The organism is Dactylosporangium sp. CS-047395 (genome assembly GCF_050942185.1).
Classification (GTDB): domain Bacteria; phylum Actinomycetota; class Actinomycetes; order Mycobacteriales; family Micromonosporaceae; genus Dactylosporangium.
In genome coordinates, this window is the sequence record NZ_CP192015.1 from 3912714 (window position 1) to 3936561 (window position 23848).

18 protein-coding genes are annotated in these 23848 nt (G+C 71.5%); 6 read left to right on the forward strand and 12 right to left on the reverse strand.

Annotated features, from left to right (window positions below):
- Positions 1-142: 142 nt before the first annotated feature.
- Positions 143-793, reverse strand: coding sequence for a hypothetical protein (locus ACQP00_RS18385; RefSeq protein ID WP_433220640.1), 651 nt, complete (start codon positions 791-793; stop codon positions 143-145).
- The gene (locus tag ACQP00_RS18390; protein ID WP_433220642.1) at positions 790-1977 is read right to left on the reverse strand and encodes a type VII secretion protein EccE; all 1188 of its coding nucleotides are present in this window, start codon (positions 1975-1977) and stop codon (positions 790-792) included. The genes ACQP00_RS18385 and ACQP00_RS18390 overlap by 4 nt, the downstream gene beginning before the upstream one ends.
- Before the next feature lie 113 nt (positions 1978-2090).
- Between ACQP00_RS18390 and eccB the strand changes: the two genes are divergently transcribed.
- Positions 2091-3470, forward strand: coding sequence for a type VII secretion protein EccB (gene eccB / locus ACQP00_RS18395; RefSeq protein WP_433220644.1), 1380 nt, complete (start codon positions 2091-2093; stop codon positions 3468-3470).
- A gap of 255 nt (positions 3471-3725) precedes the next feature.
- Here eccB and ACQP00_RS18400 read toward each other — a convergent pair whose 3' ends face one another.
- From ACQP00_RS18400 to ACQP00_RS18410, 3 genes are all read right to left on the reverse strand, one after another.
- The gene (locus ACQP00_RS18400) at positions 3726-4079 is read right to left on the reverse strand and encodes a helix-turn-helix transcriptional regulator (protein WP_433220646.1); all 354 of its coding nucleotides are present in this window, start codon (positions 4077-4079) and stop codon (positions 3726-3728) included.
- Positions 4076-5848: a glycoside hydrolase family 76 protein gene (locus ACQP00_RS18405; RefSeq protein ID WP_433220648.1), complete on the reverse strand. Its 1773-nt coding sequence runs from the start codon at positions 5846-5848 to the stop codon at positions 4076-4078. The genes ACQP00_RS18400 and ACQP00_RS18405 overlap by 4 nt, the downstream gene beginning before the upstream one ends.
- Before the next feature lie 91 nt (positions 5849-5939).
- Positions 5940-9185: a glutaminase domain-containing protein gene (locus tag ACQP00_RS18410; protein WP_433220650.1), complete on the reverse strand. Its 3246-nt coding sequence runs from the start codon at positions 9183-9185 to the stop codon at positions 5940-5942.
- 194 nt (positions 9186-9379) lie between these two features.
- Here ACQP00_RS18410 and ACQP00_RS18415 point away from each other — a divergent pair, with 194 nt between their 5' ends.
- The 3 genes from ACQP00_RS18415 to ACQP00_RS18425 all read left to right on the forward strand — a co-directional run bounded on the left by ACQP00_RS18415 (position 9380) and on the right by ACQP00_RS18425 (position 14298).
- Positions 9380-9883, forward strand: a complete 504-nt coding sequence (locus ACQP00_RS18415) for a SigE family RNA polymerase sigma factor (protein ID WP_433062504.1) — start codon at positions 9380-9382, stop codon at positions 9881-9883.
- Complete coding sequence (locus tag ACQP00_RS18420) at positions 9880-11040, forward strand: hypothetical protein (protein WP_433220652.1); 1161 nt, start codon at positions 9880-9882, stop codon at positions 11038-11040. Before ACQP00_RS18415 ends, ACQP00_RS18420 begins: the two co-directional genes overlap by 4 nt.
- Before the next feature lie 129 nt (positions 11041-11169).
- The gene (locus ACQP00_RS18425) at positions 11170-14298 is read left to right on the forward strand and encodes a GH92 family glycosyl hydrolase (protein WP_433220654.1); all 3129 of its coding nucleotides are present in this window, start codon (positions 11170-11172) and stop codon (positions 14296-14298) included.
- On the opposite strand, the gene ACQP00_RS18430 is transcribed toward ACQP00_RS18425, so the two are convergent.
- The 6 genes from ACQP00_RS18430 to ACQP00_RS18455 all read right to left on the reverse strand — a co-directional run bounded on the left by ACQP00_RS18430 (position 14295) and on the right by ACQP00_RS18455 (position 19226).
- Positions 14295-15161, reverse strand: coding sequence for an alpha/beta fold hydrolase (locus ACQP00_RS18430; protein ID WP_433220656.1), 867 nt, complete (start codon positions 15159-15161; stop codon positions 14295-14297). The genes ACQP00_RS18425 and ACQP00_RS18430 overlap by 4 nt on opposite strands.
- On the reverse strand, positions 15158-15568 hold the full coding sequence (locus ACQP00_RS18435) for a VOC family protein (RefSeq protein ID WP_433220658.1): 411 nt from the start codon (positions 15566-15568) through the stop codon (positions 15158-15160). Before ACQP00_RS18435 ends, ACQP00_RS18430 begins: the two co-directional genes overlap by 4 nt.
- Positions 15569-15709: 141 nt before the next feature.
- The gene (locus ACQP00_RS18440; protein WP_433219826.1) at positions 15710-16138 is read right to left on the reverse strand and encodes a hypothetical protein; all 429 of its coding nucleotides are present in this window, start codon (positions 16136-16138) and stop codon (positions 15710-15712) included.
- Positions 16139-16255: 117 nt separating this feature from the next.
- Positions 16256-16963: a DUF899 domain-containing protein gene (locus ACQP00_RS18445; RefSeq protein WP_433220660.1), complete on the reverse strand. Its 708-nt coding sequence runs from the start codon at positions 16961-16963 to the stop codon at positions 16256-16258.
- 52 nt (positions 16964-17015) lie between these two features.
- Positions 17016-17960, reverse strand: coding sequence for a serine hydrolase domain-containing protein (locus ACQP00_RS18450; RefSeq protein WP_433220662.1), 945 nt, complete (start codon positions 17958-17960; stop codon positions 17016-17018).
- Positions 17961-18014: 54 nt separating this feature from the next.
- Positions 18015-19226 (reverse strand): ricin-type beta-trefoil lectin domain protein, encoded by a 1212-nt coding sequence (locus tag ACQP00_RS18455; protein ID WP_433220664.1) that lies wholly within the window; start codon positions 19224-19226, stop codon positions 18015-18017.
- Between the two features lie 173 nt (positions 19227-19399).
- Between ACQP00_RS18455 and ACQP00_RS18460 the strand changes: the two genes are divergently transcribed.
- On the forward strand, positions 19400-20770 hold the full coding sequence (locus ACQP00_RS18460) for a glycosyl hydrolase family 18 protein (protein ID WP_433220666.1): 1371 nt from the start codon (positions 19400-19402) through the stop codon (positions 20768-20770).
- Positions 20771-20821: 51 nt separating this feature from the next.
- On the forward strand, positions 20822-22936 hold the full coding sequence (locus ACQP00_RS18465; protein WP_433220668.1) for an Hsp70 family protein: 2115 nt from the start codon (positions 20822-20824) through the stop codon (positions 22934-22936).
- Here the strand turns inward: ACQP00_RS18465 and ACQP00_RS18470 are convergent.
- Positions 22893-23804 carry an RNA polymerase subunit sigma-70 gene (locus ACQP00_RS18470; protein WP_433220670.1) on the reverse strand — a complete coding sequence of 304 codons (912 nt, stop codon included), beginning with the start codon at positions 23802-23804 and terminating at the stop codon, positions 22893-22895. The genes ACQP00_RS18465 and ACQP00_RS18470 overlap by 44 nt on opposite strands.
- Positions 23805-23848 lie beyond the last annotated feature (44 nt).

Below are 23848 nucleotides of genomic sequence, written 5' to 3' on the forward strand. Positions count from 1 at the left end.
CGGTCTGGACCACCAACCTTGACCGCAGTCCGGCCGGGACCACGCTAACTCTGTGGACCGCCGCCAGGCGGGCCGAACCATCGGCCGAGCGCACTGCTGCGGTGCCCATCGGTCCGGCCCGACGCTTTAAAGCCCGAGAACTTCAGGGCGTCCGAGGAAATGCCAGCGGAACAACCCCATGCCGATCAGCCAACGCAATCTCACCCTCACGCAGATCATCAGCCGCCGAAGCATCCAAGTCCCAACGCCGAGTAATCGCCGCAGAAAAACCCGACTCAGTCAGCAAAATAGCGTCAGTACGAGCCCAGAACTCAGAACTCTCCGGCGAAACACTGGAAACGTGCAGCACAGTGCACCAAGGCAGCTCCCCAACCCAAAGCGGCGGCGGCGTAGGATAATCCACAATCAGCACCTGCGGCCCCGGATACGTCCCAGGCGCGCTCCCCGGCGACGGCGGCCAATTCGACGGCGCGTCCAGCCAGGTCAACGCCGGAGTGTTCACCAACGAACGCAACGCCGACCAATAGCGCGGATCGGCCGTCAGCACCGCGACCTGGCACCCGACCCCCAGCAGCCGATACGCCAGCGCGCCCGCCAACGCCGGGTGGCCCAGCACGCCGATGCGTACCGGCCGCGGCTGAATGGCCGGAATCGACGCCGGACGTCCAGTCCGGTCGATGCCCAGGAAGACGCCGCCGAGCGGGATCTCCAAGGGCAGGTCGACGTGGGAAGGGCCGGCCCAGCGTACCGAGGGCAGCAGGGTCAGGTCGGCGTCACCGGTGCGGGGCTTCATCGCGCCACCCAGCCGATCGCGCCGGTCAGCGGCCGGGGGCCGCCGCCGAGGGGGAGGGTTGCCAGTAGGCCCGCGGTCTGGGCGCCGGTCAGCGGGCTAGTCAGGGCGGAAGCCTGCAACCGCTGGCTCGCCTGCTGAGCCACCACCTTGTCCGCCGCCACCAGACGCACGGCCGCCCGGGTGCGGGTCGAGGGCCCGTCCAGTTCGACGGTCAGCGAGATCACTGCCCGGTCCGCGGTTGTACGCGCAGCCGCGTCCAACAACGCCAGCCAGTCCGCCGGGGAGCCGATCGTGGCGCCCAGCGTGTGATGGTGGGCGGTGCTAGTCGCCCAGCAGTCGCGGTCCAGTTCGCCCCTAGGGCCGGGGTCGCCCACGGTGCGGATGACGGCGGCCAGGCTCGCGGCGTCCAAGGGGGCCGCGGCCAGGTCGCGCCCCAGCAGCCTGACCCGCAACCGGGCCAGCGCGGCGGCCACGGCCAGCCGCGCGCCGTCCGCTCCGCCCTCGCCGCGGCGGCGGGCGGCGTCCGGGGCCCAGATCGGCTCGTACCGGACGACCACCCAGGCGCGCCGCATGAGCGGGAGGTCGGCGCCGGGCCAGGGGTCGCGGGCGTGCGGGACGGCGCCGTGGCCGTTCATCCTCGCCACGCCGACCTGTTCGATCAGGAGCTGGACGCCGGCCAGGGGAATGTCGTCGTCGGCGGCGGACGCGGCCAGGCGGCCCAGGTCCAACCGCAGCGGCCGGCGGGTGTCGAGCTCGACCGCGGCCGCGAAGCCCTGGCCGTCCCACGCGACGCCGAGCGGGTAGCCGTTGCGGTCGGTGCACTCGACGACCTCCAGGTGCGGGGCCACCTCGGCCGCCGCACCCAGAGCCTCCGCCCCGGTCAGCACGCCGGGGGTGTCGGTGGCCGGGACGGGGCGGCCGGCGGCGAGCACGCCCGTGGTGGCGTCGCGGCGGACCCGGGCGGCGAGTACTTCGGTCAGCCAGCGGCGGTCGCGGCGCAGCAACGCGACGAGCAGGACGACGACCGCGACGCCGAGGATGGTCCAGCCGCCGACGCCGAGCAGGGCCGCGCCGGCGAGCGCGGCGCCGACCGCCGCCTCGAGGGCGATGAGCCGTCCGCGGCCGATCCGCAGCCGGCGGCCGGTGCGGCCGGGAGCCGGTTCGGGGGTGATCGGTTCCGCCACCTGTGCCGTCACTGTGTCGCCGCCCCCGTTCCGGTCAGTGGTATCGAGTGTGGTGCACGTATCATGGTGCCGCACGACGCGGGGGACAAACCGACGGAGGATGTAGCAAAGCGATGGCGACCACCCGGGATCACGTCGCAGCCTACGACTACGAGAGCCGCAGGCGCGTGACGAGCCTCGTGCTCGGCGTCGACGAGGCCGGGCAGGACCCGAACCGGCGGCTGAACCGCACGCTCATCGGCAGCGCCGTCATCGCCGTCCTGGTGATGGCCGGGTTCGGCATCGCCGGGCTGCTCGGCGGCGGCAGCGGACCGGCCCTGCCGGACTCGGGCGCCGTGCTGGTCAAGGGCACCGGCGACCGGTACGTGCTCGTCGACGGGGTCCTGCACCCCGCGCTCAACCTCAGCTCGGCGCTGCTCGTCGGCGGCGGCAAGCCCACCGAGGTGCGGCCCTCGGTGCTGGACGGCAAGCGCCGCGGGCTTCCGGTCGGCATCCCCGGCGCCCCCGACGGCCTGCCGCAACGGCTCACGACCGGTCCCTGGACCGTGTGTGTACTGCCCTCAGGTTCGACCGTCGTGCGCGCCGAGGTGGAGGTGCTGGCCGGTGCGCCCGCGCCGACCGAGAACGTGCTCGGCCCGGCGTCGGCCGTGGTGGCCGAGGACGGCGGGACGAGCTGGCTCATCACGTCCGGCCGCCGGTACCGGCTGACCGGGAACACCCGCGCCGTGCTCGGCCTGCAGAACGCCCGCTCGATGGCGGTCCCGCCGCGCGTGCTCGACACCCTGCCGGAGGGCCCCGAGATCGCGATCCCGGCCATCCAGCGCGGCGGCGCCCCGAAGGCCACGCTGCCGGTCCAGGCGAACATCGGCGACGTGGTGCAGACCCAGGTGGCCGGCCAGCCCGCCAGCTACTCCCTGGTGCAGTCCGACGGCCTCGGCCCGATCACCGCGTTCACCGCCACGCTCCTGCTGGCCGGCGACAGCAAACTCGTCAAGGGCGACCCCGGCGCGGCCAACACCGCGACCTCCCAGCAGCCCGTGCCAGGCAAAGCGGGCTGGCCCAAGGAGGTCCCGACCGGCGTCGACCCGGTGCGCGGCCAGCCACTGTGCGTGAGCACCAAGCCGGGCACCCCACCGGGCGACGCCCCGTGGGCGGCCACGGTGAGCCTGCCCCCGGCCATGCCCGCCTCGAACGCGGCCCCGCCGATCGCCACCAAGGCCGGCACCGACACCGACCTGGCCACCTCGGTCGCCCTGGTCCCCGGCACCGGCGTGCTGGTCCTGGCCACCACCACAGCAGGCCAGGACGGCGGCTACAACCTGGTCACCGAATCCGGCCAGCGCTTCCCGATCGTGTCGACCGACGCCGTCCAACGCCTGCAGATGAGCCCAACCGCAGCCGCCCGCCTACCCCTACCCTTCGTAGCGCTGCTGCCCTCCGGCCCAACCCTGGACCCCGAGGCCGCCGCAAAGGAATACCAGGGCGCCCGCTGACCCCTCCAAGAGCTCCGGCCCTCCAACATTTGGTGCAGCAAACGCTTCGCCGCAAGGAGGAGCGCGCTACCGACCTTTCGCCGCAAGTAGCAGCCGGTGCTCTGTTGAGGGGGTGTGGGTGGAGCTTGCTCCCCCACCGCTTTTCAGGACATAACGCGGTAACCAACGGTGCCAAGGCGCCCATACAGTGGCGAGACCTTCGCGAACCGTCCAGCCAAAGCGGAGACTCTCAGTCACCCATCCAGCAAGAGGGGGCTAGCCAGCGAGGCGGTGCAGGATCAGTCGCTGTTGACGGGCATAGGCGCGCTGCCCCAGTTGCCGCAGCTGCTCCCGGCTCCGCGTCCCGCGCAAGTAGTGGTCCAGCGGCTCCACCGTCTCAGCCAGCGGCTCCTCAACCGCCGGCAACACCGCGTGAGCGGCCAGCCGGTAGGCCCCCGCGCGGCCCGGCACAGCCTCGATGGGCAGCCCGGCCGCGGTCAGCAGGTCGATGTCGAGGTAGATGGTGCGGACGTCGACGCCGAAGCGGCAGGACAGGGCGGCGGCCGAGACCCAGGGGCGGGAGCGCAGCTGCAGGAGGATTCCCACGTGCCGCGCGTGGCGCGCGCTCATGAGGCCACCAGCAGTGCCTGCAGGGCGCCGGCCTGGGTGCGCCAGTCCGGCGGGGAGGGCGGGCTCGCCCAGCGGCTGCCGATGCGGTTCATCGGGTCGCGGGTGGACCACAGGGAGTTGGCCTGGGTGACGGCGAACGTCTGGAACTGGCCGGCTTCGGCGAGGTACCGCATGAACACGCCCTTGAATTGTTTCTGGTTGTCGTCGCAGGACTGCCCGGGGTCGCAGGACTCGGTGAGGATGCCGTTGCGCACGAGGGCGGTGGAGCCGATCGCGGCGGTGCCGAGGCGGCGCGCCGTGTCCTGGTAGGTCGCGTTGCCGGTGGCCCGGTAGAGCTCCATGGCGGCGCCGATGGCCAGGCCCTGGTTGTAGCTCCAGACCGTCTGGCCGTTGTTGCGGCAGTCGGTCGTGAGGCCGTCGTTGACCAGGTTGGAGCCGTTGATGAGGCCGCTGTTGCGCAGCCAGTTCCAGCCGGTGACCGCCTTGGCGAGCCACGCGGTGTCGCCGGCGATGCGGTTGTGCAGGGCGGCGGTGAGGCGCAGGTACAGCCCGATGGTGACCGCGTTCTTGTAGGTCCGCTCGCGGTCCCACCAGACGCCGCCGCCGCAGGTGGAGGTGTCCCAGAAGCCGCTGACGTAGTCGGCGATCGTCACGGCCTCGGTCAGGTAGCTCTGGTCGTGGGTGAGGTCGTAGGCGTCGATCCAGGTCAGGCCCCACCAGGCGGTGTCGTCGATGGAACGGCTGATGAAGTGGCCGTCGATCGGGTCGCTGGAGCGGGCGCCGGCCGGGAATGCCACGCGGTTCACGTCGAAGGTGCGCCGCACGGCCCAGGCATAGGTCTGGTCGCCGGTCTTCCGGGTGTACTGGATGACGGTGCTCAAAGCCACCGCCGAGTTCCACCAGCTCGAGGGGTACCAGGCCGGGTACGGGTCGTAGGAGTACATGAGCGCGTCGGCGGCGGCCCGCAGGCGGTTGCTCGACGGGCGGGCCCAGGCGGTGCAGGCCCCGCTCTGGCTCTCGACGGCCCGGCCGCAGGCGCGCACCGACCCGCCGTACAACAGGGAAATCGGGTCTGTGACGTTGAAGCGGTTGGTGCGGCCGCTGGTCGTGCGGCCCAGTGAGGAGCCGCCGGGCCAGGACGCGCCGGCGTCGAAGGACCGGTCCAGCCACACCTCGTCGCCCGCGCGGTTGCCGGTGAGCGCGCCCCAGGCCATCCCGCCCGCGTCGAGGTGCAGGGCGATGGTGCGGCCGCTGAGGGTCACCGTGCGCACCGGGTCGGCGTCGGTCCCGCCGCTCGTGTTGTCGCAGGTCGGGTTGCACACGCCGGCGTGCACCCAGCCGGTGCAGGCGACCCCGTGCGCGTCGCCGCAGGCCCGGATCATGCCGCGGCGGTGGTGGGAGGGGTCGGCGAGGTTGTACATGAGGGTCCGGGTGCCGGTCCAGCCGGCCGGGATCCAGGCCTTGCCGAGCAGGCCGTCCCAGGTGGCGCCGCCGTCGAAGGTGCGGTCGAGCCACACGGACTCGTCCTGGGTGCCGGCGTCGATCGAGCCCCAGGCCATGCCGTCCACGTCGGAGACGTGCAGGACGATCCGGCGGTTGTTGATCAGCAGGGTGCCGGTCGGGAACGTCTCCTGGCGGGCCTGGGCGGGGTCGCGGGTGTCGCAGTACTGGGCACAGACGGCGGTCGCCGCCTGTGCGGTGGTCGGCGCGACCGCGAGGCCGGCGACGACGAGCAGCATGACGGCGAGCGGTTTGTGGATGGCGGCCACGTTAAACTTCCTTTACAGAAAGCGCTCTCACAACGTTGTACGTCGGTGCTTGCCTCTCGGTCAACTGGCAGTCGCCCTGCCAGATCGGCTGCTAAGCGATGGCGCGGACGTCGGCGTCCGTCAATGCCCGGGTCCACACCTTCAGCTGGTCGATGCGGCCGGGGAAGTGGTCGGCGTCGCCGCCGTTCCACTTGCCCCGGCCGATCGTGAACGCCCCGCCCGCGGCCCACGCCGAGCCCATCGCCACAGTCGTGACGAGGACCCCGTCGACGTAGAGCCGCAGCCGGCCGGTGGACGCATCGCGCACCCCCACGAGATGCGTCCACCCGTCGGTTCGCGGCGGGAACGGCGACACCGCCCGGGTCGCCGCGGCGTTCGGTGCGTCGGCGGCGAGCATCGCGAACGCCCAGGCGTTGTCCGCCGCCGAGTACTGCAGATAGAAGCCGCTCACCTGCGCGCCGTCCTGCGCCGCCACCGTGGCGAAGTTCGACGTCGCCGCGAGCTGGACCCACGCCGAGACGGAGAAACTCGCCGCGGTGTCCACCAGCCGGGCCGTGGTCGCGTAACCGGTGCTGCCGTTGAGCGCCAGGCCGGTGCCGCTGAAGCCGCCGCCGAGCGCCGCGCCGCCGCTGAGGGTCAGGGACGCGTCTGCGGTGTCGAACTGCAACGCCGCGACCTGGTTCGTGGCCAGGCCCGCGGCGGCGGCGATGGTGGCGGCCGGCAGCGCGTGGTCGTACGTGCGCACGTCCTCGACGGTGCCGGCGAAGGTGTCGGCGGCGGCCCCGTTCCACTTGCCCCGCCCGATCACCAGTGGCCCGTTCGCCTGCCAGCCGCCGGTGTACGAGACCTGGCCCTGCAGCGCGCCGTTGACGTACAGGCGCAGCTGGCCGGCGTCGGCGTCGTACACGCCGGCGAGATGGACGGGCGTGTTCAGGGCCGGCGCCGCGGTGGACAGGGCGCGGGCCGAGGTCGTGTTGTCGGCGTCGGCGGCCGTCAGCGCGAAGGCCCACCGGTTGTCGCCGCCGGCGTACTGCAGGTAGAACCCGCTCGCGCGGGATCCGTCCTGGCTCAGGGCGGTACGAAAGCCGGAGAGATCCGACGGGTTGACCCGGGCCATGACCGTGAACGCGTTGTCGGTGCGGACCACGGGGCGCGCGGTGGCCGCCGGGGACCCGCTCAGGTCGCCGAGATTGCCGCTGGCGTCCAGCAGTGAGCCCCGCAGCGGCCAGGCGCCGGTGAGCCCGTTCGGCGTGTGCCGCAGCGTCGTCAGCGCGAGGGCGCCGCCCATGACGGGCCGCGCGGTGAAGCCCGACTGGTTGCCGCTGTCGGTGTCGTGCCAGTCGGTGAAGGGCACCCGCGAGGATGTCGTGTTCGCGAAGGTGTACGCCTTGCCGATGAGCATGTCGCGCGCGGCGGTCTGCCCGGTCAGGAAGGCGGCGGTCCACAGTTCCCAGTCGACCTTCGTGTACGTGTGCCGCGGGTCGAGCGGCACCCCGTAGGCGTGCTGGTTCTGCAGGTACCAGCCGGCCTCCTCGGCCGCGACGGCCGGCGGGACCAGGTTGGTGCCCGCGATCCGGTCCGCGAAGCCGTTGTACTTGAGGCTCCACGTCGAGTCCGCGCCGTCGTACGTGAGCTTGAGGTGCGTGCGCGGCCCGTTCTGCGCCAGCGTGGCCCACTGCGCGATGTACTGGCGGGCGGTCGCCGCATAGGTGGAGCTCTGCCCGGCCCAGCGGGCGATGCCGGCCATGGCGCCGATGCCGACGATCCCCTTGAGGGCCAGGTTCACGCTGTGCGCGATGAACCCGGTGAAGTCGTCGGTCTGGTTCTGGTTGCCGGGGTCGGGCAGGTTCGCGACCAGGTAGTCGGCCCAGCTCTTGAGCTTCGCGTAGTGCGCGGTCGCGTAGGCGGTGGCCCGCGCGGCCGGCATGCGGCTCAGCAGCGCCGCGACCATGATGAGCAGGTTCGCCGACTCCTCGACCGGCATGTCCTCCTCGTCCTGGCCGATGCGGCCGAACGCGTTGGGGTACACGCCGAGGTCGTGCGGTGCGAACGGCTTGTCGAAGCCCTGCACCTCGGTGTAGTCGAAGATCGGGGCGAGCAGCAGTTCGAGCCAGCGCGGGGCGATCCGCAGGTACGCCGGGAACGCCGGGTAGATCAGGTCGACGGTGCTGAAGTCGCCGTTGGAGGAGATCTCCTTCAGCGTCACCCAGGGCGAGCCGTTGCGGTTGACCAGCTCCGTGCCGCCGAACGCCTGGCGGACCACGAGGGCGCAGATCGCGGCGTACTGCTCGCTCGCGGGTGCGGTGCCGACGGCCTGGTTCGCCCACGCGGTGACCTGCGCGTCCAGTGCGACCGCCCCGGCCCGGGCGGCGTCGCGGTCGGCGCGGAACCAGGTCAGCATGTCCGGCCAGGCCGTCCAGTGGGTGCGCCACCACGGGTCGAGCTGCGCGCCGAGGTAGGACACGGCGGGCGTGCGCACGTGGCCGATGACGAACACGACCGGGCCGCTGCCGGCCGGGCCGACCGCACCGAGGGCCCGGTTGAAGGCGAACACCGGCCAGCTCGCGTTGATCGCGCGGGGCTGGTTGCCGTCGGCCGTGTTCGGCAGCGCGCCGGTGTTCGCGGCGGCGGCCCGCACCGTGGCGTCGGCGCCGGTCTGCCAGGTGAGCCCGGCCGCCTCGTCGGTGGCGAAGACGACGGTGCCCCAGGAGGCCTGGTCGCCCGCCTCGGCGAGCACGGTCGGGGCGGCGGGCTGGAAGCTGTGCGCGCGCTGCGTGCCGACGATCTGGGTGGTCCAGGAGATCTGCTTCGTGCGGTCGCCGTGCGCCCACTCGCCGGAGACGTCGACGTAGAGCGACACCTGGTGGGTGTTCGCGTCGGTCGAGGTGGCGGTGATGCTGAGGTACGACATCGGCACCGACTGCCGGCGCAGGTCGGCCGGGTCGACGGGGGAGAGGAACTCGACCTCGAGGCGGATCGCGCCCGCGGTGATCGTGAACGTGGACCGGGTCGCGGTGACCACCAGGCCCGTCTGATTCGCCAGGGGCCAGCCGCCGGACGGGGCGCCCATGAACACGTAGGGCCGGCCGTCGACGCGCACGATGCCGGTGATCGCGGTGACGGCGCCGGCCCAGAACGTCGGCCAGTTGCCGGGCAGGGTGTCCGCGCGCAGCCACGTCGACAGGTAGGGCGAGCGGACCGCGAGGGGCGTGGCGGGCGGGCGGATCGGGCTGAACGTGCTCGCCGTGACGGCCTGGGCGGGACTGTCCAGGGCGAGCGTTCCGGCGAGGCCACCCAGGGCGGCCAGGCGGAACAGGTCACGGCGGGTTGGGTTCACGTGACGTAGCAAACATTTTCCGACGCAACGTGTCAACGATCCCCATGAATTTCCTTGGTACCTGTTGGAAGTTGTTGACTCTGCGAAAATCGCGCGGGACTTCTGCCAATCATTGACAGATTGCGTTCCCGGCACAACCCCGCGGGTGATCGGCTGCCTCTACCCTGTGACCGCCGGCGAAGGGACCGTCACGGGTGCGACCGGATCTCGAGCACGACTACACGCAGTACGTGGCCGCTCGGCTGCCACGGCTGCACCGCATCGCGTACCAGCTCGTCGGCGACCGGCACCGGGCCGACGACGCGGTGCAGGACGCGCTGACCGTGCTGTACCAGCGGTGGGCGCGCATTCGCGAGGTGGAGAACCTCGACGCGTACGTGCACACCATGGTCGTGCGCTCGGCCCTGTCGGACCGGCGGCGGTTCTGGTCGAAGGTGCTGCTGTGGGACAGCCCGCCGCCGACCCTGCCGGTCGTCGAGACGCCCGGGGTGGAGCAGCGGCTCGTGCTGCGCGACGCGCTGCGGTCGCTGCCCGAGGGCCAGCGCACGGTACTCGTGCTGCGGTTCCTGTGTGACATGTCGGTGGAGGAGGTGGCGGGGGTGCTCGGCCGCTCGGAGGGGACCGTGAAGAGCCAGACCTCGCACGGGCTGCGGGCGCTGCGCCGCATCCTGGTCGGCTCCGAGGGGGCGCTGGCATGAACCCGCTCCAGGAGAACCCGCTGCAGGAGTTGCGCGACCTCGACGGGCCCGGCACGGCCCTCACCGCCGACGGGCTGCTCCGCGCCGGGCGGGCCCGGGTCCGGCGGCGCCGGCAGGCCGTGGTCGGGCTGGCCGCCGTCCTCGTGCTCGTGCTCACCGTCGGCTCGGCCGCGATCGCCGGGCTGCGGCAGCCGCCGCAACCGGCCGACCGGGGCCGGCCGTACCCGGCACCGACCAGTGGCCTGCCGTCGGCCCCGCCGAACTGCGACGTGCAGATGCTGCCGCTGCCCAGCGGCGTGGAGGGCACCGGGCCGCCGGTGATCGACTCGACCGGGCACTGGGCCGCGGGCCTCATGGACACCCACACCGGCGTGGTGATCTGGCGCGACGGGGTGATCCTCAGCGTGGACGGGGACGAGCAGGTGCAGTACCTGCACGCCGTGAACGCGTCCGGCACGGCGGTCGGCACCGCGAACGTCGCCGGCCGGTCCGCCGCCGTGACGTTCACGGACCGGATGAACGTCCTGCCGCTGCCCGGTGGGGTCCCGGTCTCGGCCTCGCTGTCCGGCAGCGGGATCAACGCGGCCGGCACGGTCGTGGGGTACTACACGGCTGCTGAGGTTTCGAAACCGGTGCTCTGGCGCGACGGCAAGGCGGAGCTCCTCACGGTGCCCGGCGGGAGCGGCGCCGCGCTCTGGATCAGCGACGACGGGTGGGTCGGCGGGATCGTCGGGCGGCTCTACGACGCGTACCGGCCGTACGTGTGGCGGCCCGACGGCACCGGCTTCGAGCTGCCGTTGCCGGACGGGGTCGGCAAGGGCATGGTGAACGCGATCGCGGGGGAATGGGCGGTCGACTTCGACAACCACGTGCGCTGGCGGCTGACCACGCCGGGCACCCCGGCCCCGCAGCCGTTTTCGGTGGCCCAGGGCATCTACGTGCGGGCCCTCGCCGCCGACGGCACGGTGACGCTGAGCGGCTCGAAGATGGCGGCGGTGTGGGGCTTCGGCGACCTGGTGGGGCTGGCGCTGCCGGCGGGCTTCAGCAAGTACCAGATGGGGGGCATCAGCGCCGACGGCCGGGTGATCGGCGGCGCGGCCCAGCACCTGATGGACGCCAACACCTTCGGCGGCAGCCCGTTCCGGTGGGTTTGCTGATGCTCACGGATGGTGACGAGGGCCTGACCTGCGGGTGTATTGACAAATGTTGACCAAACGCGGATCAGGGACTATGAATATCCATCGAGAGCGCTCTCCCGTCCTCACCGCCACCGAACGGGAGACACCATGCCCCGATCCCGCAAGGTCGACCGGCTGCTCGCCGGCGCGGGAGCCGCCCTGCTGGGCAGCACCCTCGCCGTTGTGCAGTTCGCGGCCCCCGCCCAGGCCGCCGACCTCAACCTGACCCAATACGTGAATCCACTGATCGGTACGGACGACAGCAACTCGCCCAACCCGGTCGGCGGTGGCGCGGGTGGCAGCACCTTCCCGGGTGCCACCGTGCCCTTCGGCATGCTCCAGTTCAGCCCCGACACCCCCACCGCCTCGCCGTCCGGGTACCGCGACAAGGACCGGACCATCGAGGAGTTCAGCCTCACCCACTTCAACGGCGCGGGCTGCCCGAACAACGAGGACCTCGGGATGCTGCCGGTCACCGGCGCGCTCGGCTCCTCGCCCGGCACGGCGTGGACCAGCTACGCCTCGGCGTACACCAAGTCCAACGAGGTCGCCCAGGCCGGCTACTACAAGAACCGGCTGGACAAGTACTCCACGAACGTCGAGGTCACCTCGACCACCCGCACCGGCGTCATGCGCCTGACGTTCCCGTCGAACACCCAGTCCCGGCTGCTGATCAACACCAGCCGCAGCGCGACGGGTAACCGTACCGGCAACATCAGCATCTCCGGCAGCACCGTCACCGGCATGCAGACCGCCGGCGGCTTCTGCGGCTCGGGCAAGACCTACCCGATCTACTTCTCGATCAAGTTCGACCGGGCCCCGTCCTCGGTCGGCACCTGGAACGGCTCCACGATCAGCAACGGCTCGACGAGCACCTCGGGCGTCAACACCGGCGGCTTCGTCACGTGGGACACCACCTCCAACGCGACCGTCAACGCCCAGATCGGCGTCTCGTTCGTCAGCGTCGCCAACGCGACCGCGAACCTCAACGCCGAGACCGCCTCGTTCGACACCGCGCGGACCAACGCCAACAGCGCCTGGAACACGGCCCTGAACCGCATCCAGGCCACCGGCGGCAGCGCCACCGACCTGCAGAAGTTCTACACGGCGCTGTACCACGTGCTGGTCAACCCGAACATCTCCAGCGACGTCAACGGCCAGTACCGCGGCTTCGACAACGCGATCCACACGGCGACCCACCCGGTGTACCAGAACTACTCCGGCTGGGACATCTACCGCTCGTGGGCCGCGCTCGTCGCGTTCATCGCGCCCGACGTCACCAGCGACATCATGAAGTCGATGGTCCTCGACGGCCAGCAGGGCGGCCTGCTGCCCAAGTGGTCGCAGCAGACCAACGAGGACTTCGTCATGACCGGCGACCCCGGCCCGATCATCGTCGACTCCGCGTACCAGTTCGGCGCGCGCAACTTCGACACCGCGGCCGCGCTGCAGCTGATGAAGAACGCGATCGCCGGGCAGGGCATGCAGGGCTCGCCGATCCGCGGGCGTGAGTCCGAGTACGAGTCGAAGAAGTACATCTCCGGTGCGCCGTCGGACTCCATGGAGTACTCGGCGTCGGACTTCGCGGTGGCCCAGTTCGCCAAGGCGCTCGGCGACACCACGACCTACAACTCGGCGATGACGCGCGCGCAGTACTGGCGCAACACCTTCAACACCGAGTCGAACTTCATCCACCCGCGCAACAGCGACGGCACCTGGCCCTGGCCGCTCAACCCGGCCCAGGAGAGCCCGTTCACCGAGGGCAACGCCGCGCAGTACACGTGGATGGTGCCCTACAACTTCGCCGGGCTGATCAACCTGATGGGCGGCCCGCAGACCGCCAAGCAGCGCCTCGACCACCACTTCACCGAGCTCAACGCCGGCCTGTCGCGGCCGTACTTCTACCTCGGCAACGAGCCGGAGCACGGCGTGCCGTGGGCGTACAACTTCGCGCAGTACCCGGCCGGCACCTCCTCGGCGGTCCGGCGGGTCATGAACGAGCAGTTCACCACCGGTGCCGGCGGCCTGCCGGGCAACGACGACCTCGGCGCCACGTCCGCGTGGTACGTCTGGTCCGCGATGGGCATGTACCCGGCCACGCCGGGTGCCGACACCCTCGCGATCCACGGCCCGTCGTTCCCGTCGATCCTCATCCAGCGCTCGGCCGGCAACATCCAGATCAACGGCGGCAGCGCGTCGTCGCAATACGTGCAGAGCCTGACCCGCAACGGTACCGCCGTGGCGAACAACTACCTGCGCTACCCGGACCTCGCCGCCGGTGGGACGCTGCAGTACACGATGGGGACCAGCCCGTCGTCGTGGGGCACCGGCGCGAGCAACGTCCCGCCGTCGTTCACCGACGGCGCGACCCAGCCGGCCACGCCGCCGAACCTGGGCACGAACCTGGCCCAGGGCAAGTCGGCCACCGGCTCCGCCGCCTGCGCCACCGCCGAGTCCCCGGACAAGGCCGTCGACGGCACCCTGATGAACAACAGCAAGTTCTGCACCTCCGCGGCGACGAAGTTCCTGCAGGTCGACCTCGGCTCGAACCAGTCCGTGGGCGCGGTCGTGCTCAAGCACGCCGGCCTCGGCGCCGAGAACACCGGCTGGAACACCGGCGCGTTCACCATCTCCACCAGCACCGACGGCACCAACTGGAGCCAGGCCGCCTCGGTCTCGGGCAACCGCTCCAGCCGCACGCTCAACCAGTTCACGGCGCGGACCGCCCGCTACGTGAAGCTCGACATCGGCACGCCCGCCAACGACGGCAACGGCGCGGCCCGCATCTACGAGTTCGAGGTGTACGGCGCCGCGTCCGGCGGCAACCTCCTGCTCAACAAGGCGGCCACGGCGGACTCGTCGTGCGCCTCGACCGAGGGCCCGGACAAGGCCGTGAACGGCAGCGTCTCGGGCGGCAACGCCGACAAGTGGTGCTCGCTCGGCACGAACAAGTTCCTGCAGGTCGACATGGGCGCCTCGAACCACCTGAGCTCGATCGTGGTCCGCCACGCGGGCGCCGGCGGCGAGTCGAACACCTGGGACACCCGGGACTTCGACCTGCAGGTGTCCAGCGACGGCAGCAACTGGACCACGGTCGCCTCGCCGCGCGGCAACACGGCCGACGTGACGACGCACGCGGTCAACGTCACCGGCCGGTACGTGCGGCTGAACATCATCACCCCGACCCAGACCACGGACGGGGCGGCTCGGATCTACGAGCTGGAGGCGTACGCCTAGTGTTCGAGGGGACGGCCGCCGGTCCCGGCGGCCGTCCCTTGTTCCTTGATCCATTCGAGCGCCGCGTGCCCCTGGCGCATGGCGGTGATGTGCCCGGCGTCGGGGATGATGCGCAGCTCGGCCCGGCTGATGTGGGCCTTGAGCCACTCGCTGTGCGCGGCGGGCACCATGCGGTCGGCGGCGCCGTGGACGAGCAGGACCGGGCAGCTGATCGCGGCGAGATCGAAGCCCCACGGGGTCGTGGAGGCGAGATCGTCGTCGATCAGGCCGCCGGGTCCCATGAGCAGGGCCGGCGGGACGACCTCGTCGAACCAGGCCCAGTCGGACTGCAGGGCCGCCCAATCCGCCGGTAGGAAGCCGATGTCCTCCTCGCCGGTGGCCTCGGCGTAGTGCCGCTCGACGGCCGCCCGGCCCTGGCCGGCCGCGCGCAGCGACCGTTCCGCGCCGTCGGCCATGCCCGCGAACCAGTCGGGCTTCCCGTCGAACGGTGCCAGCCCGGAGACGGCCACGGCCGCGACGACCCGGTCCCGCAGGAGCGCGGCGCAGGCCAGTGCGTGGGCGGCGCCGCCGGAGTGGCCCATGACGGCGAAGCGCTCCACGCCGGCCGCGTCGGCCACGGCCCGCACGTCGGCGGCCACCGACCCGATGGTGCGGCCGGGGACCGCGGTGGAGGCGCCGTAGCCGGGACGGTTGTGGGACAGCCAGCGGATGCCGAGCCGGTCGGCGGTCTCGAAGAGCGGAGCGGGCGGCTCGCCGATGTTGGGGGAGCCGTGGTGCCAGTAGACGACCGGGCCGTCGCCGCCCGAGTCGTAGGCGTGCAGCAGGCGCCCGTCGTCCAGCTCCACCCCGAACTCCGTGATCACCCCCGTGAGCCTAGTCCGTGCGTCTCGTACTTCTCCTTCGCCGCCGCCGTGACCGGGGTGAAGAAGTTGACCAGGTTGCCGTCGGGGTCGCGGACCAGCAGCGACCGGTTCCCCCAGGGCATGGTGGCCGGCCCGGCGACGGGCGGGACCGCCAGCCGCTCGTGCAGGGCGTCCACGTCGGGGACGAGGAACTCGACGATCACCGAGCGGTTGGCGGCCGGCTCGGCCGCGCCCTCGGCGAACAGGGCCACGGTGCGCGTGCTGCCGATGGCCAGCGTCGCGACCGCGGTCCGGATCTCGGCGAAGTCGGGGGTCGCCCAGTCCGCCGCGCGGCCGGTGGCGCGCTCGTAGAAGGCGACCAGCGCGGCCACGTCGGCGGTGATGATGCGGGTCGAGACGAACTGCATGATGCGCTCCTGTCCAGGTCGGTGACAGGTGCGACGCTAACCGGGATACCGGACAGGATCCGCCCGCTTTCGCGCCGGACATGGCGAAGGCCGGCCACCGTGACGGTGACCGGCCTCGAGCCAGGGGTAGCCCTTGTGGTGCTAGTTGGCGGCGACGCCGTACTGGCCGCCCTCGCCGTGGAATTGGGTGCCTTCCGCGAACGCGGCGTCGAAGCGCTGCGAGAGCGCGTCGAGCTCGGAGAACTGGGCCGAGTGCGAGGACTCGGAGCCCTCGGCGGCGAAGACGTGGTCGTCCTCGGACGCGTCGTGGCTGTAGTTGGTGTAGTTGTCGGCCGAGTAGTGCACCGCGGCCGGCTGGTCGTACTCGACGTGCGAGCCGGTGGAGAAGTCGGTCGACTCCTGCGCGTGGTGGTCGTTCTCGTAGATGCCGAACTGCGACTGGGCGTCGTGCTCGGAGCCCTGGGCCTGGTGCAGCTGGTCGAGGGCGTCGTGCTCCTGGCCGGCCGAGTACTGGCCGTAGTCCACGTCGTGACCGGTGTCGCCGCTGTCGTAGGTGTCGATGTCGCTCATCTTCGGTTTCCCCCTGGGAAGTGGTTGTCGCTGCTGACATCACTCAAGTTACGGGGAACCCGGGACGGTCGAATCCCGGAAACGTGCCACCGCGACGAGGTCGCCCTGGACGAGGACTCAGACCGCGAAGTCCGGAACGGCCGCCCGGGCGTGGTCGACGCGGCCCTTCGGCTCCTCCCACTCCTCCTGCCGGCCCAGCGCGGTGAGGTCCAGCCAGGCGTACGCCCCGCCGAAGTCGGTGCCGCGCGCGTACGTCGAGTAGGTGTGGAAGACCGCGCCGTCGGCGGCCAGGAAACAGCTGACCCCCGGCAGCTCCGAGGTGTCCACGACCGGCAGCGCCCGGTAGTTGTACACCGGCGGCTGCACCGCCTCGTCGAACGACACCGCGAAGTCGAAGTTGAAGTCGTCGCCGGCCGAGGAGTACCACGGAATCCGCCACCCGCGGGCGGCGGCGTACTCGGCCAGCTTCGCGTACGGCGCCCGCGACACGAGCGCGAACGTCGTGCCCCGGTTGGCCAGGTGCGCCAGCAGCGCCGGCGCCATCTCGTCGATGCCCGCGGTGCAGCTGGGACAGGCCGCATCCCAGTCCGGCCCGAACATCACGTGCTGCACGATCAGCTGCGGCCGCCCCTCGAACAGCTCCGCCAGCCCGACGGTGCCGGAAGCGCCCTCGAACCGGTACGGCTTGTCGATCCGTACCATCGGCAGCCGCCGCCGCTCCGCGTTGACCCGATCCAGCTCGCGCCGCGCCGCCTTCTCCCGCTCCAGCAGCTCCCGCCGCGCCGCCAGCCACTCGTCCCGTCCGACCACCTCAGGCAGTGCCATGCGTCCCCCTCAACAGAAAAGTCCCGACACAGGTACGTCGAACCTGTGGGGTTCAGATTCGACAGTTCGGCAGGACGAAATCGCGCAGGACTGTGAGCGGGGTGACCCACTGCTCGTTGCCGTCGTAGTTTCCGCAGGTCACTGCCACGACCAAGGAAAGTTCCGGCAACACGAAGAGGCGTTGCCCGCCGTTGCCCATGGCGGCGAGCACGTGGTGGCCGTCGACCTGCTCGATGTACCACTGGTAGCCGTACTGCCCGCCCCAGTCGGTCGCCAGCCGGGGCTGCAGCATGGTCGCGAGCCAGGACGCGGGCACGACCCCGTCGCCGTCGGCGAGGATCATCGTGCCGATGCGGGCCAGTGCGCGCGGGGTCAGCCGCAGCCCGGAAGCGGCCGACGGCACTCCGTCGGCGCCGGTGATCCACTCGGACGAGTCGATGCCCAGCGGCTCGAAGAGGTGCAGCCGGGCGTACTCCGGCAGCGCGCACCCGGTGCCCTCGGAGATCAGCGCGCCGAGCAGCGCCGAGGCGCCCCCGCAGTAGTTCCAGCGGTTGCCCGGCGGCTCCGCGATCGGGCGGGAGAGGATGTAGCGGTACCGGTCCGGGGCCAGCTCCATCGCGATCTCCGCGTTGTCCGGGCTGGTGTACGGCGGGTCCTCACGCCACTCCAGGCCGAGCGACATCGTCAGTGCGTGTTCGACGGTGAGCCGGGCCCGCGACGGGTCCGCGGCGAGGTCGGGGTAGCGCGGGAAGGAGCGCAGCAGCGGCTCGGACGGCTCGGGGACGTGCCCGGCGGCGAGCGCCGTGCCGTACAAGATGGCGGTGATGCTCTTGGTTATCGACCGGAGATCGTGCAGCGTCTCCGGGCCGAATTCGACGACGCCGAGCTGTCGGGCCCAGGACGCGTCCGGGCCGGTGCCGTAGTGCTCCAGGATCGTCTCGCCGCGGCGGACCGCGACGACGCCGTGCAGGCCCTCGAGCGCATCGAGTGTCGTCATAGGGTCTTTCTACGGCGCCCCGGCCACGAATGACCGGGGCGCCGCGAAATTGACCTACGCGCGCGTCCATTTCTGGTTCGCGGCGCCGTTGCAGTCCCACAGTTGCAGCTTCGTGCCGTTGGCGGTCCCGTGGGCCGCCGCGTCGACGCACTTGTTCGCGTTGACGTTCACCAGGTCGCCCGCCGCGGTCAGGGTGAACCGCTGGGCGCCGGTGCCGTTGCAGGTGTACAGCTGGATCGCGGTGCCGTTGGCGGTGCCGGCGGCGGCCGCGTCCATGCACTTGCCGAGGGCGCGGACGGTGCCGTCCGAGCCGATCGTCCACTGCTGCGCGCCGGTGCCGTTGCAGTCCCAGATCTGCAGCCGCGCCCCGTCGACCGGGTTGGCCGAAGGAACGTCGATGCACCGGCCGCTCTCGTTGCCGCGCAACGCGTTGCCGGTCGGCGGCGGGGTGGTGGTGCTGGTGCTGACGTGCAGGTAGTCGACGAGCATCCGGTTGACCGACGGCGTGCTGCCGTCGGGGCTGCCGGGGAAGTTGCCGCCGACCGCGAGGTTCATGATGATGAAGAACCCGTGGTTGTACACCCACGGGTTGCCGCGGGTGCTGGACGGCGTGGCCCGGAAGTACTCCGAGCCGTCGATGGTCCAGATGATGAGGTTCGGCGACCAGTCGACGGCGAAGTTGTGGAACGCGTTGCCGAGCGGCTGGCCGATGTTGCGGGTGCCGCCGACGGCGTTGCCGCCGGAGTACCCCGGGCCGTGGATGGTGCCGTAGACCGTGTTCGGGTCGCGGCCCACGTTCTCCATGATGTCGATCTCGCCGTCGGCGGGCCAGTTGCCCCCGCCGAGCATCCAGAACGCGGGCCAGAGCCCGTTGCCCTTGGGCACCTGGATGCGGGCCTCGATGTGGCCGTACTGCTGGGTGAACTTGCCGGACGTCTGGATGCGCCCGGACGTCCACTGGCAGGTGCCGTACCAGCAGGTCCGCCCGCCGCTCTCGCGCCGGGCCTCGATGACCAGCTGACCCTGGCCGTTCTGGTACACGTTGCTGGTGCCGCTGTTGTAGTACTCGAGCTCCGAGTTGCCGAAGCCGCCGCCACCGGTGTCGAAGTTCCACTTCGAGCCGTCGACGCCCTGGCCGGACGCGCCGTTGAACTCCTCGTTCCACACCACCGCGGCCTGCGCGGCGCCGGGCGAGGTCACCACGAGGCCGGTCGCGACGATCGTTGCCATCAGCGCGGCGGACGCCAATGACTTGAGTCTGAGCATCTGCTCACCTCCCAGGCGGATTTGTGAGGTTACTTAACAGATCCATAGGACCCTATGACCCGCCGTGGCCTGCGTCAATATGCGACTTGAACTAAGACACACATTGACAACAGACAGTTAACTTTCCTATCGTCCCTGGCCAAGGAGCTCACCCCTCACCCGAAGGAGCCCCTATGCGCCGATCCGCCCTAGCCATCGCGGCGGTCACGATTGCCGCGGGCGCCGCCGTGGCCTTCGCCGTCCAGCCGTCGGCCAGCGCCGCCACGCTGCCCAACGGTTTCCGGTCCATCGGTTACATGCCCTCATGGGCTGGCAGCGCCACCGCGATCCAGTACAACAAGCTCACCCACATCAACTACGCGTTCGTCCTGCCCAACGCCAACGGCAGCCTCGGCGGCCTGGACAACCCCTCGAAGCTGCAGCAGATCGTCTCGCTCGGCCACGCCGCCAACACCAAGGTGTCGATCTCGATCGGCGGCTGGAACGACGGCAACGACTCCGCGTTCGAGTCCCTGGCCGGCAACGCCACCGCCCGAACGGCGTTCGTGAACAACGTCGTCAACCTCGTCAACCAGTACAACCTCGACGGGGTCGACATCGACTGGGAGTACCCGGACCCGGGCACCTCCGGCAACAACTACACCGCGCTCATGTCGCAGCTGAGCACCGCCATGCACAGCCGGGGCAAGCTGCTCACCGCGGCCGTCGTCTCCGAGGGCGGCACCGCCAACGGCGTCCAGCCGGCCGTGTTCGGCTACGTCGACTGGCTCAACATCATGACCTACGACGGCGGCAGCCCGCACGCCAACTACGACTGGTCGGTCGCCGCGGTGAACTTCTGGAAGGGCCGCGGCCTGCCGGCGAACAAGGCGGTCATCGGCGTGCCGGTCTACTCCCGGCCCAGCTACGTCACCTACGCCGACCTCGTGGCCCGCGACCCGGCCAACGCCAACCGCGACTGCACCACCGTCAACGGCGTGAACGAGTGCTACAACGGCCTGCCCACAGTCCGTCGCAAGACGCAGTGGGCCATGTCCAACGGCGGCGGCATCATGTTCTGGGAGCTGTCCCAGGACGCGACCGGCTCCAACTCGCTCATCAGCGCGGCGTACGAGATCGCGACCGGCGGCGTCGGCCCGACCACCCCGCCGCCGACCGGTCGCACGGGCCGCATCACCGGCCTGGCCGGCAAGTGCGTGGACGTGGCCGCGGCGAGCACCGCGAATGGGGCCGCGATCCAGCTTTACGCGTGCAACGGCACCACCGCCCAGAACTGGACGGTCGCCTCGGACGGCTCGCTGCGCGCCCTGGGCAAGTGCATGGACGTGACGTCGGCCGGCACCGCCAACGGCACGAAGATCCAGCTGTGGGACTGCAACGGCACCGGTGCGCAGAAGTGGTCCTACAACACCGCCAACAGCACGCTCGTCAACACCGCGTCGGGCCGCTGCCTCGACGTGACCGGCAACACCTCCACCGACGGCACGCGGCTGCAGATCTGGGACTGCTTCGCCGGCGCGAACCAGCGCTGGGTCCTGCCCTAGCAACCGTTTGGTTGATCCCTCGCAACACAGCGCGCGTTACGGTCGAGCACCGTGGTGGATCACGGTGCTCGACTGGGGATCGACTTCGGCAGCTCGCACACGGTGGCCGTGTTGCAACCCGCCGACGGGCGGTTCGAGCCGCTGCTGTTCGACGCCTCGCCGCTGCTGCCGTCCGCGATCCTCGCCGACGACACCGGCGGCCTGCAGACCGGCCGCGACGCCGAACGCGGCGCGCGGCTGGACCCGACGCGGTTCGAACCCAACCCGAAGCGGCGGATCAACGAGGGCACGCTGCTGCTCGGAGATCGTGAGGTGCCCCTCGCCGAGGCGATCGGCGCCGTCCTGGCCCGCGTGCGTGCCGAGGCCGAGCGCGCCGCCGGCGGCCCCATCCCCGACGTCGTGCTGACCCACCCGGCGAACTGGGCCGAGACCCGCCGCGGCCTGCTGCTCGCCGCTGCCCGCGCCGCCGGGTTCGGGCCGGTACGGCTGGTGCCCGAGCCGGTCGCCGCCGCCGCGTACTTCACCTCCTTCCTCGGCCGGCAGGCCGGCGACGGTGCCTCCCTCGTCGTGTACGACCTCGGCGGCGGCACGTTCGACGTCACCGTGGTCCGGCGCGAGGCCGGCGGCTGGCAGGTGGTCCGCGCGGACGGGCTCGACGACGTCGGCGGGCTCGACCTCGACGCCGCCGTGGTGGACTGGGTCGGCCGCGGGGTCGCCGCCGACGACCCGGAGCGGTGGCGGCGGCTGGCCTCGCCCGGGACGGTTCCCGACCGGCGGCTGCGCCGGCAGCTGTGGGAGGACGCCCGCGCGGCCAAGGAGCACCTGAGCCGGGCGACGCAGGCGGGGTTGCCGGTGCCGCTCTTCGAGCGCGATGTGCACATGACGCGCGATGAGCTCGAGTCGCTGGCCCGGCCGTGGCTGGATCGGACGGTTGCCTTGACCACGACGACGTTGTTCGCGGCCGGGGTGACGTTGGAGACGCTGACCGGCGTGTTCCTGGTCGGCGGGGCCAGCCGGATGCCGCTGGTCGCGACGCTGCTGCACCGGGCGCTGGGGGTCGCGCCGACCGTGCTGGAGCAGCCGGAGCTGCTTGTCGCTCAGGGAGCCCTGCGCGCCGTCCAGGCACTGGAAAGTTCGCCGGAAACTTCGCCGGAAACTTCGCCGGAAACCGGGGCGGAAACTTCGGTGGCCGCGCCGCGGAAAGTGCGGAAACTGCCGCTGCGAAGCGCGTTGCTCGTGGCCGCCGTCCTGCTGATCGCCGTGTTCACCGCCGATGGACGGTACAACTTCGTGGCGGGTGCCCGAACCCTGGCCGAACCGACCGCGCTCCTGCCCGCCCTCGCCCTCGTCGCGTACATCGGCGCCGGCGGCCCCGCCCGCACCCTCGCCGGCACGGCGGCCGCGATCCTGATCCGCAGCGCCTGGGCCGGCCTGGGCGCCACGCTGGCCTTCGGGACCGCCGCCGCGCTCCTGCTCGCCGGCGTCGGCCACTACTCCGACAGCGGCGACAGCGCTGCCCGCCTGGCCCTGAGCGACTTCCCCGCCGACCTGCTGGTCGCGACCGTCGTGGGCGGCATCGTCGCCGCGGCCCTCGGGCTGTGGCTGCTGATCCGCCGCCCGAAACGCGACCCGCTGGACTCCGGCCGCCCGCTCGCCACGGCGCTCACCTGGACCGCCGGCGGCGTACTGCTGGCGGCGCTGGCGCAGGTCTACCTGTACGACCGCTGGGCGGGAAGCCACAACGGGGCCTGGACCGACCACGAGTTCAGCCCCGCGATCCAGATGGTCCGGGCCCTGCGCGACACCCCGTTCGGATTCGCCGCGCTCGTGGTGTTCTGGCTCGCGATCACCGCCACCCTCGCCCTGATCCTCGCGACGGGCCTGGCCGTGCGCCACGCCGCCGGGGCATGGACGGCCCGCACGGCCCCGCTGCTGCTGCTCGCCGGAGGCCTGCTCGCCGCGGTCCACGCCCTGCTGGAGCGCGACGTCTGGCTGGCCGCGGCCGGCGTCGCCCCCGGCGGGTTCCTCGGCGCGGTGCACGCCGCGTGGAGCAACACGATCGGACTCGTCCCGCCCGAAGCCTTCGCCGTCCTCGTGATCGTCGCGTTCGCCGCCCTCGCCGTCACGCAAACAGTGGCTGCAGCCGCGGCACGTCGAGACAGGTGACGATCCCGCTGATGCGCCCGTCGCGCACGTCCAGGAGCACAAGCCCAAACGCCGCGTTTGTACCGTCTGTGTCCGGCCGGACCTGCCAGTACGCCGCCGATCCGTTGGCCCGCACGGGTTCCAGCCACGCACCGGCGCACGAGGCCTCGGGATCCAGCAGTGCGGCCCGGATCGCGTCCCGCCCGCGCAGCCACCATGCGAACGGCGGCATCGACATCGTCGCGTCCTCGTGCAACAGCGAAACGAGCGTGTCCACATCGTGCCGCTCGAACGCCGCGCAGTACCGATCGAGCAGCTCCCGTTGCGCGGCATCGCCCGGTTCGAACGGATCGCCGGGCGCCGGTGCGTGTTCGCGCAGCGTCGAGCGTGCACGTTGCAGCGCACTGTTCACCGACGCGGTGCTCGTTTCGAGCAGCATGCTCACCTCGCCGGCGCTCCAGCAGAGCACATCGCGCAGAATGAGCACCGCCCGCTGCCGCGGCGCCAGATGCTGCAACGCCGCCACGAACGCGAGCCGCACCGTCTCCCGCGCCACGACCGTGTCCTCCGGCAGCACGCGCGCGTCCGGGATCGGATGCACCCACACCGCCTCGTCCAGCGGCGCCCCCAGCGCGTCCCCGCCCCGCGCGGGCGGCCCGAAGTCCACCGCGAGCGCCCGCCGCTGCCCGCTGCGCAGCATGTCCACGCACACGTTGGTCGCGATCCGGTACACCCACGTCCGCACCGACCCCCGCCGCTCGTCGAACCGGTCCGCGGCCCGCCACGCGCGCACCAGCGTCTCCTGCACCGCGTCCTCGGCCTCGAAGCCGGAACCGAGCATGCGGTAGCAGTACCCGGTCAGCTCGGTCCGCATCTGCTCAAGCTCCACCCGACGAGTGTGGCCCATCCGCCCGCCCGAACCGTTGTGCGGCA

Coding starts and splice junctions, on each gene's coding strand:
- ACQP00_RS18400 (WP_433220646.1), bottom strand. CDS start 4,079: ATGAGCGCGCGCCACGCGCGGCACGTGGGAATCCTCCTGCAGCTGCGC.
- ACQP00_RS18450 (WP_433220662.1), bottom strand. CDS start 17,960: ATGACGACACTCGATGCGCTCGAGGGCCTGCACGGCGTCGTCGCGGTC.
- ACQP00_RS18445 (WP_433220660.1), bottom strand. CDS start 16,963: ATGGCACTGCCTGAGGTGGTCGGACGGGACGAGTGGCTGGCGGCGCGG.
- ACQP00_RS18385 (WP_433220640.1), bottom strand. CDS start 793: ATGAAGCCCCGCACCGGTGACGCCGACCTGACCCTGCTGCCCTCGGTA.
- ACQP00_RS18460 (WP_433220666.1), top strand. CDS start 19,400: ATGCGCCGATCCGCCCTAGCCATCGCGGCGGTCACGATTGCCGCGGGC.
- ACQP00_RS18455 (WP_433220664.1), bottom strand. CDS start 19,226: ATGCTCAGACTCAAGTCATTGGCGTCCGCCGCGCTGATGGCAACGATC.
- ACQP00_RS18420 (WP_433220652.1), top strand. CDS start 9,880: ATGAACCCGCTCCAGGAGAACCCGCTGCAGGAGTTGCGCGACCTCGAC.
- eccB (WP_433220644.1), top strand. CDS start 2,091: ATGGCGACCACCCGGGATCACGTCGCAGCCTACGACTACGAGAGCCGC.
- ACQP00_RS18435 (WP_433220658.1), bottom strand. CDS start 15,568: ATGCAGTTCGTCTCGACCCGCATCATCACCGCCGACGTGGCCGCGCTG.
- ACQP00_RS18425 (WP_433220654.1), top strand. CDS start 11,170: ATGCCCCGATCCCGCAAGGTCGACCGGCTGCTCGCCGGCGCGGGAGCC.
- ACQP00_RS18440 (WP_433219826.1), bottom strand. CDS start 16,138: ATGAGCGACATCGACACCTACGACAGCGGCGACACCGGTCACGACGTG.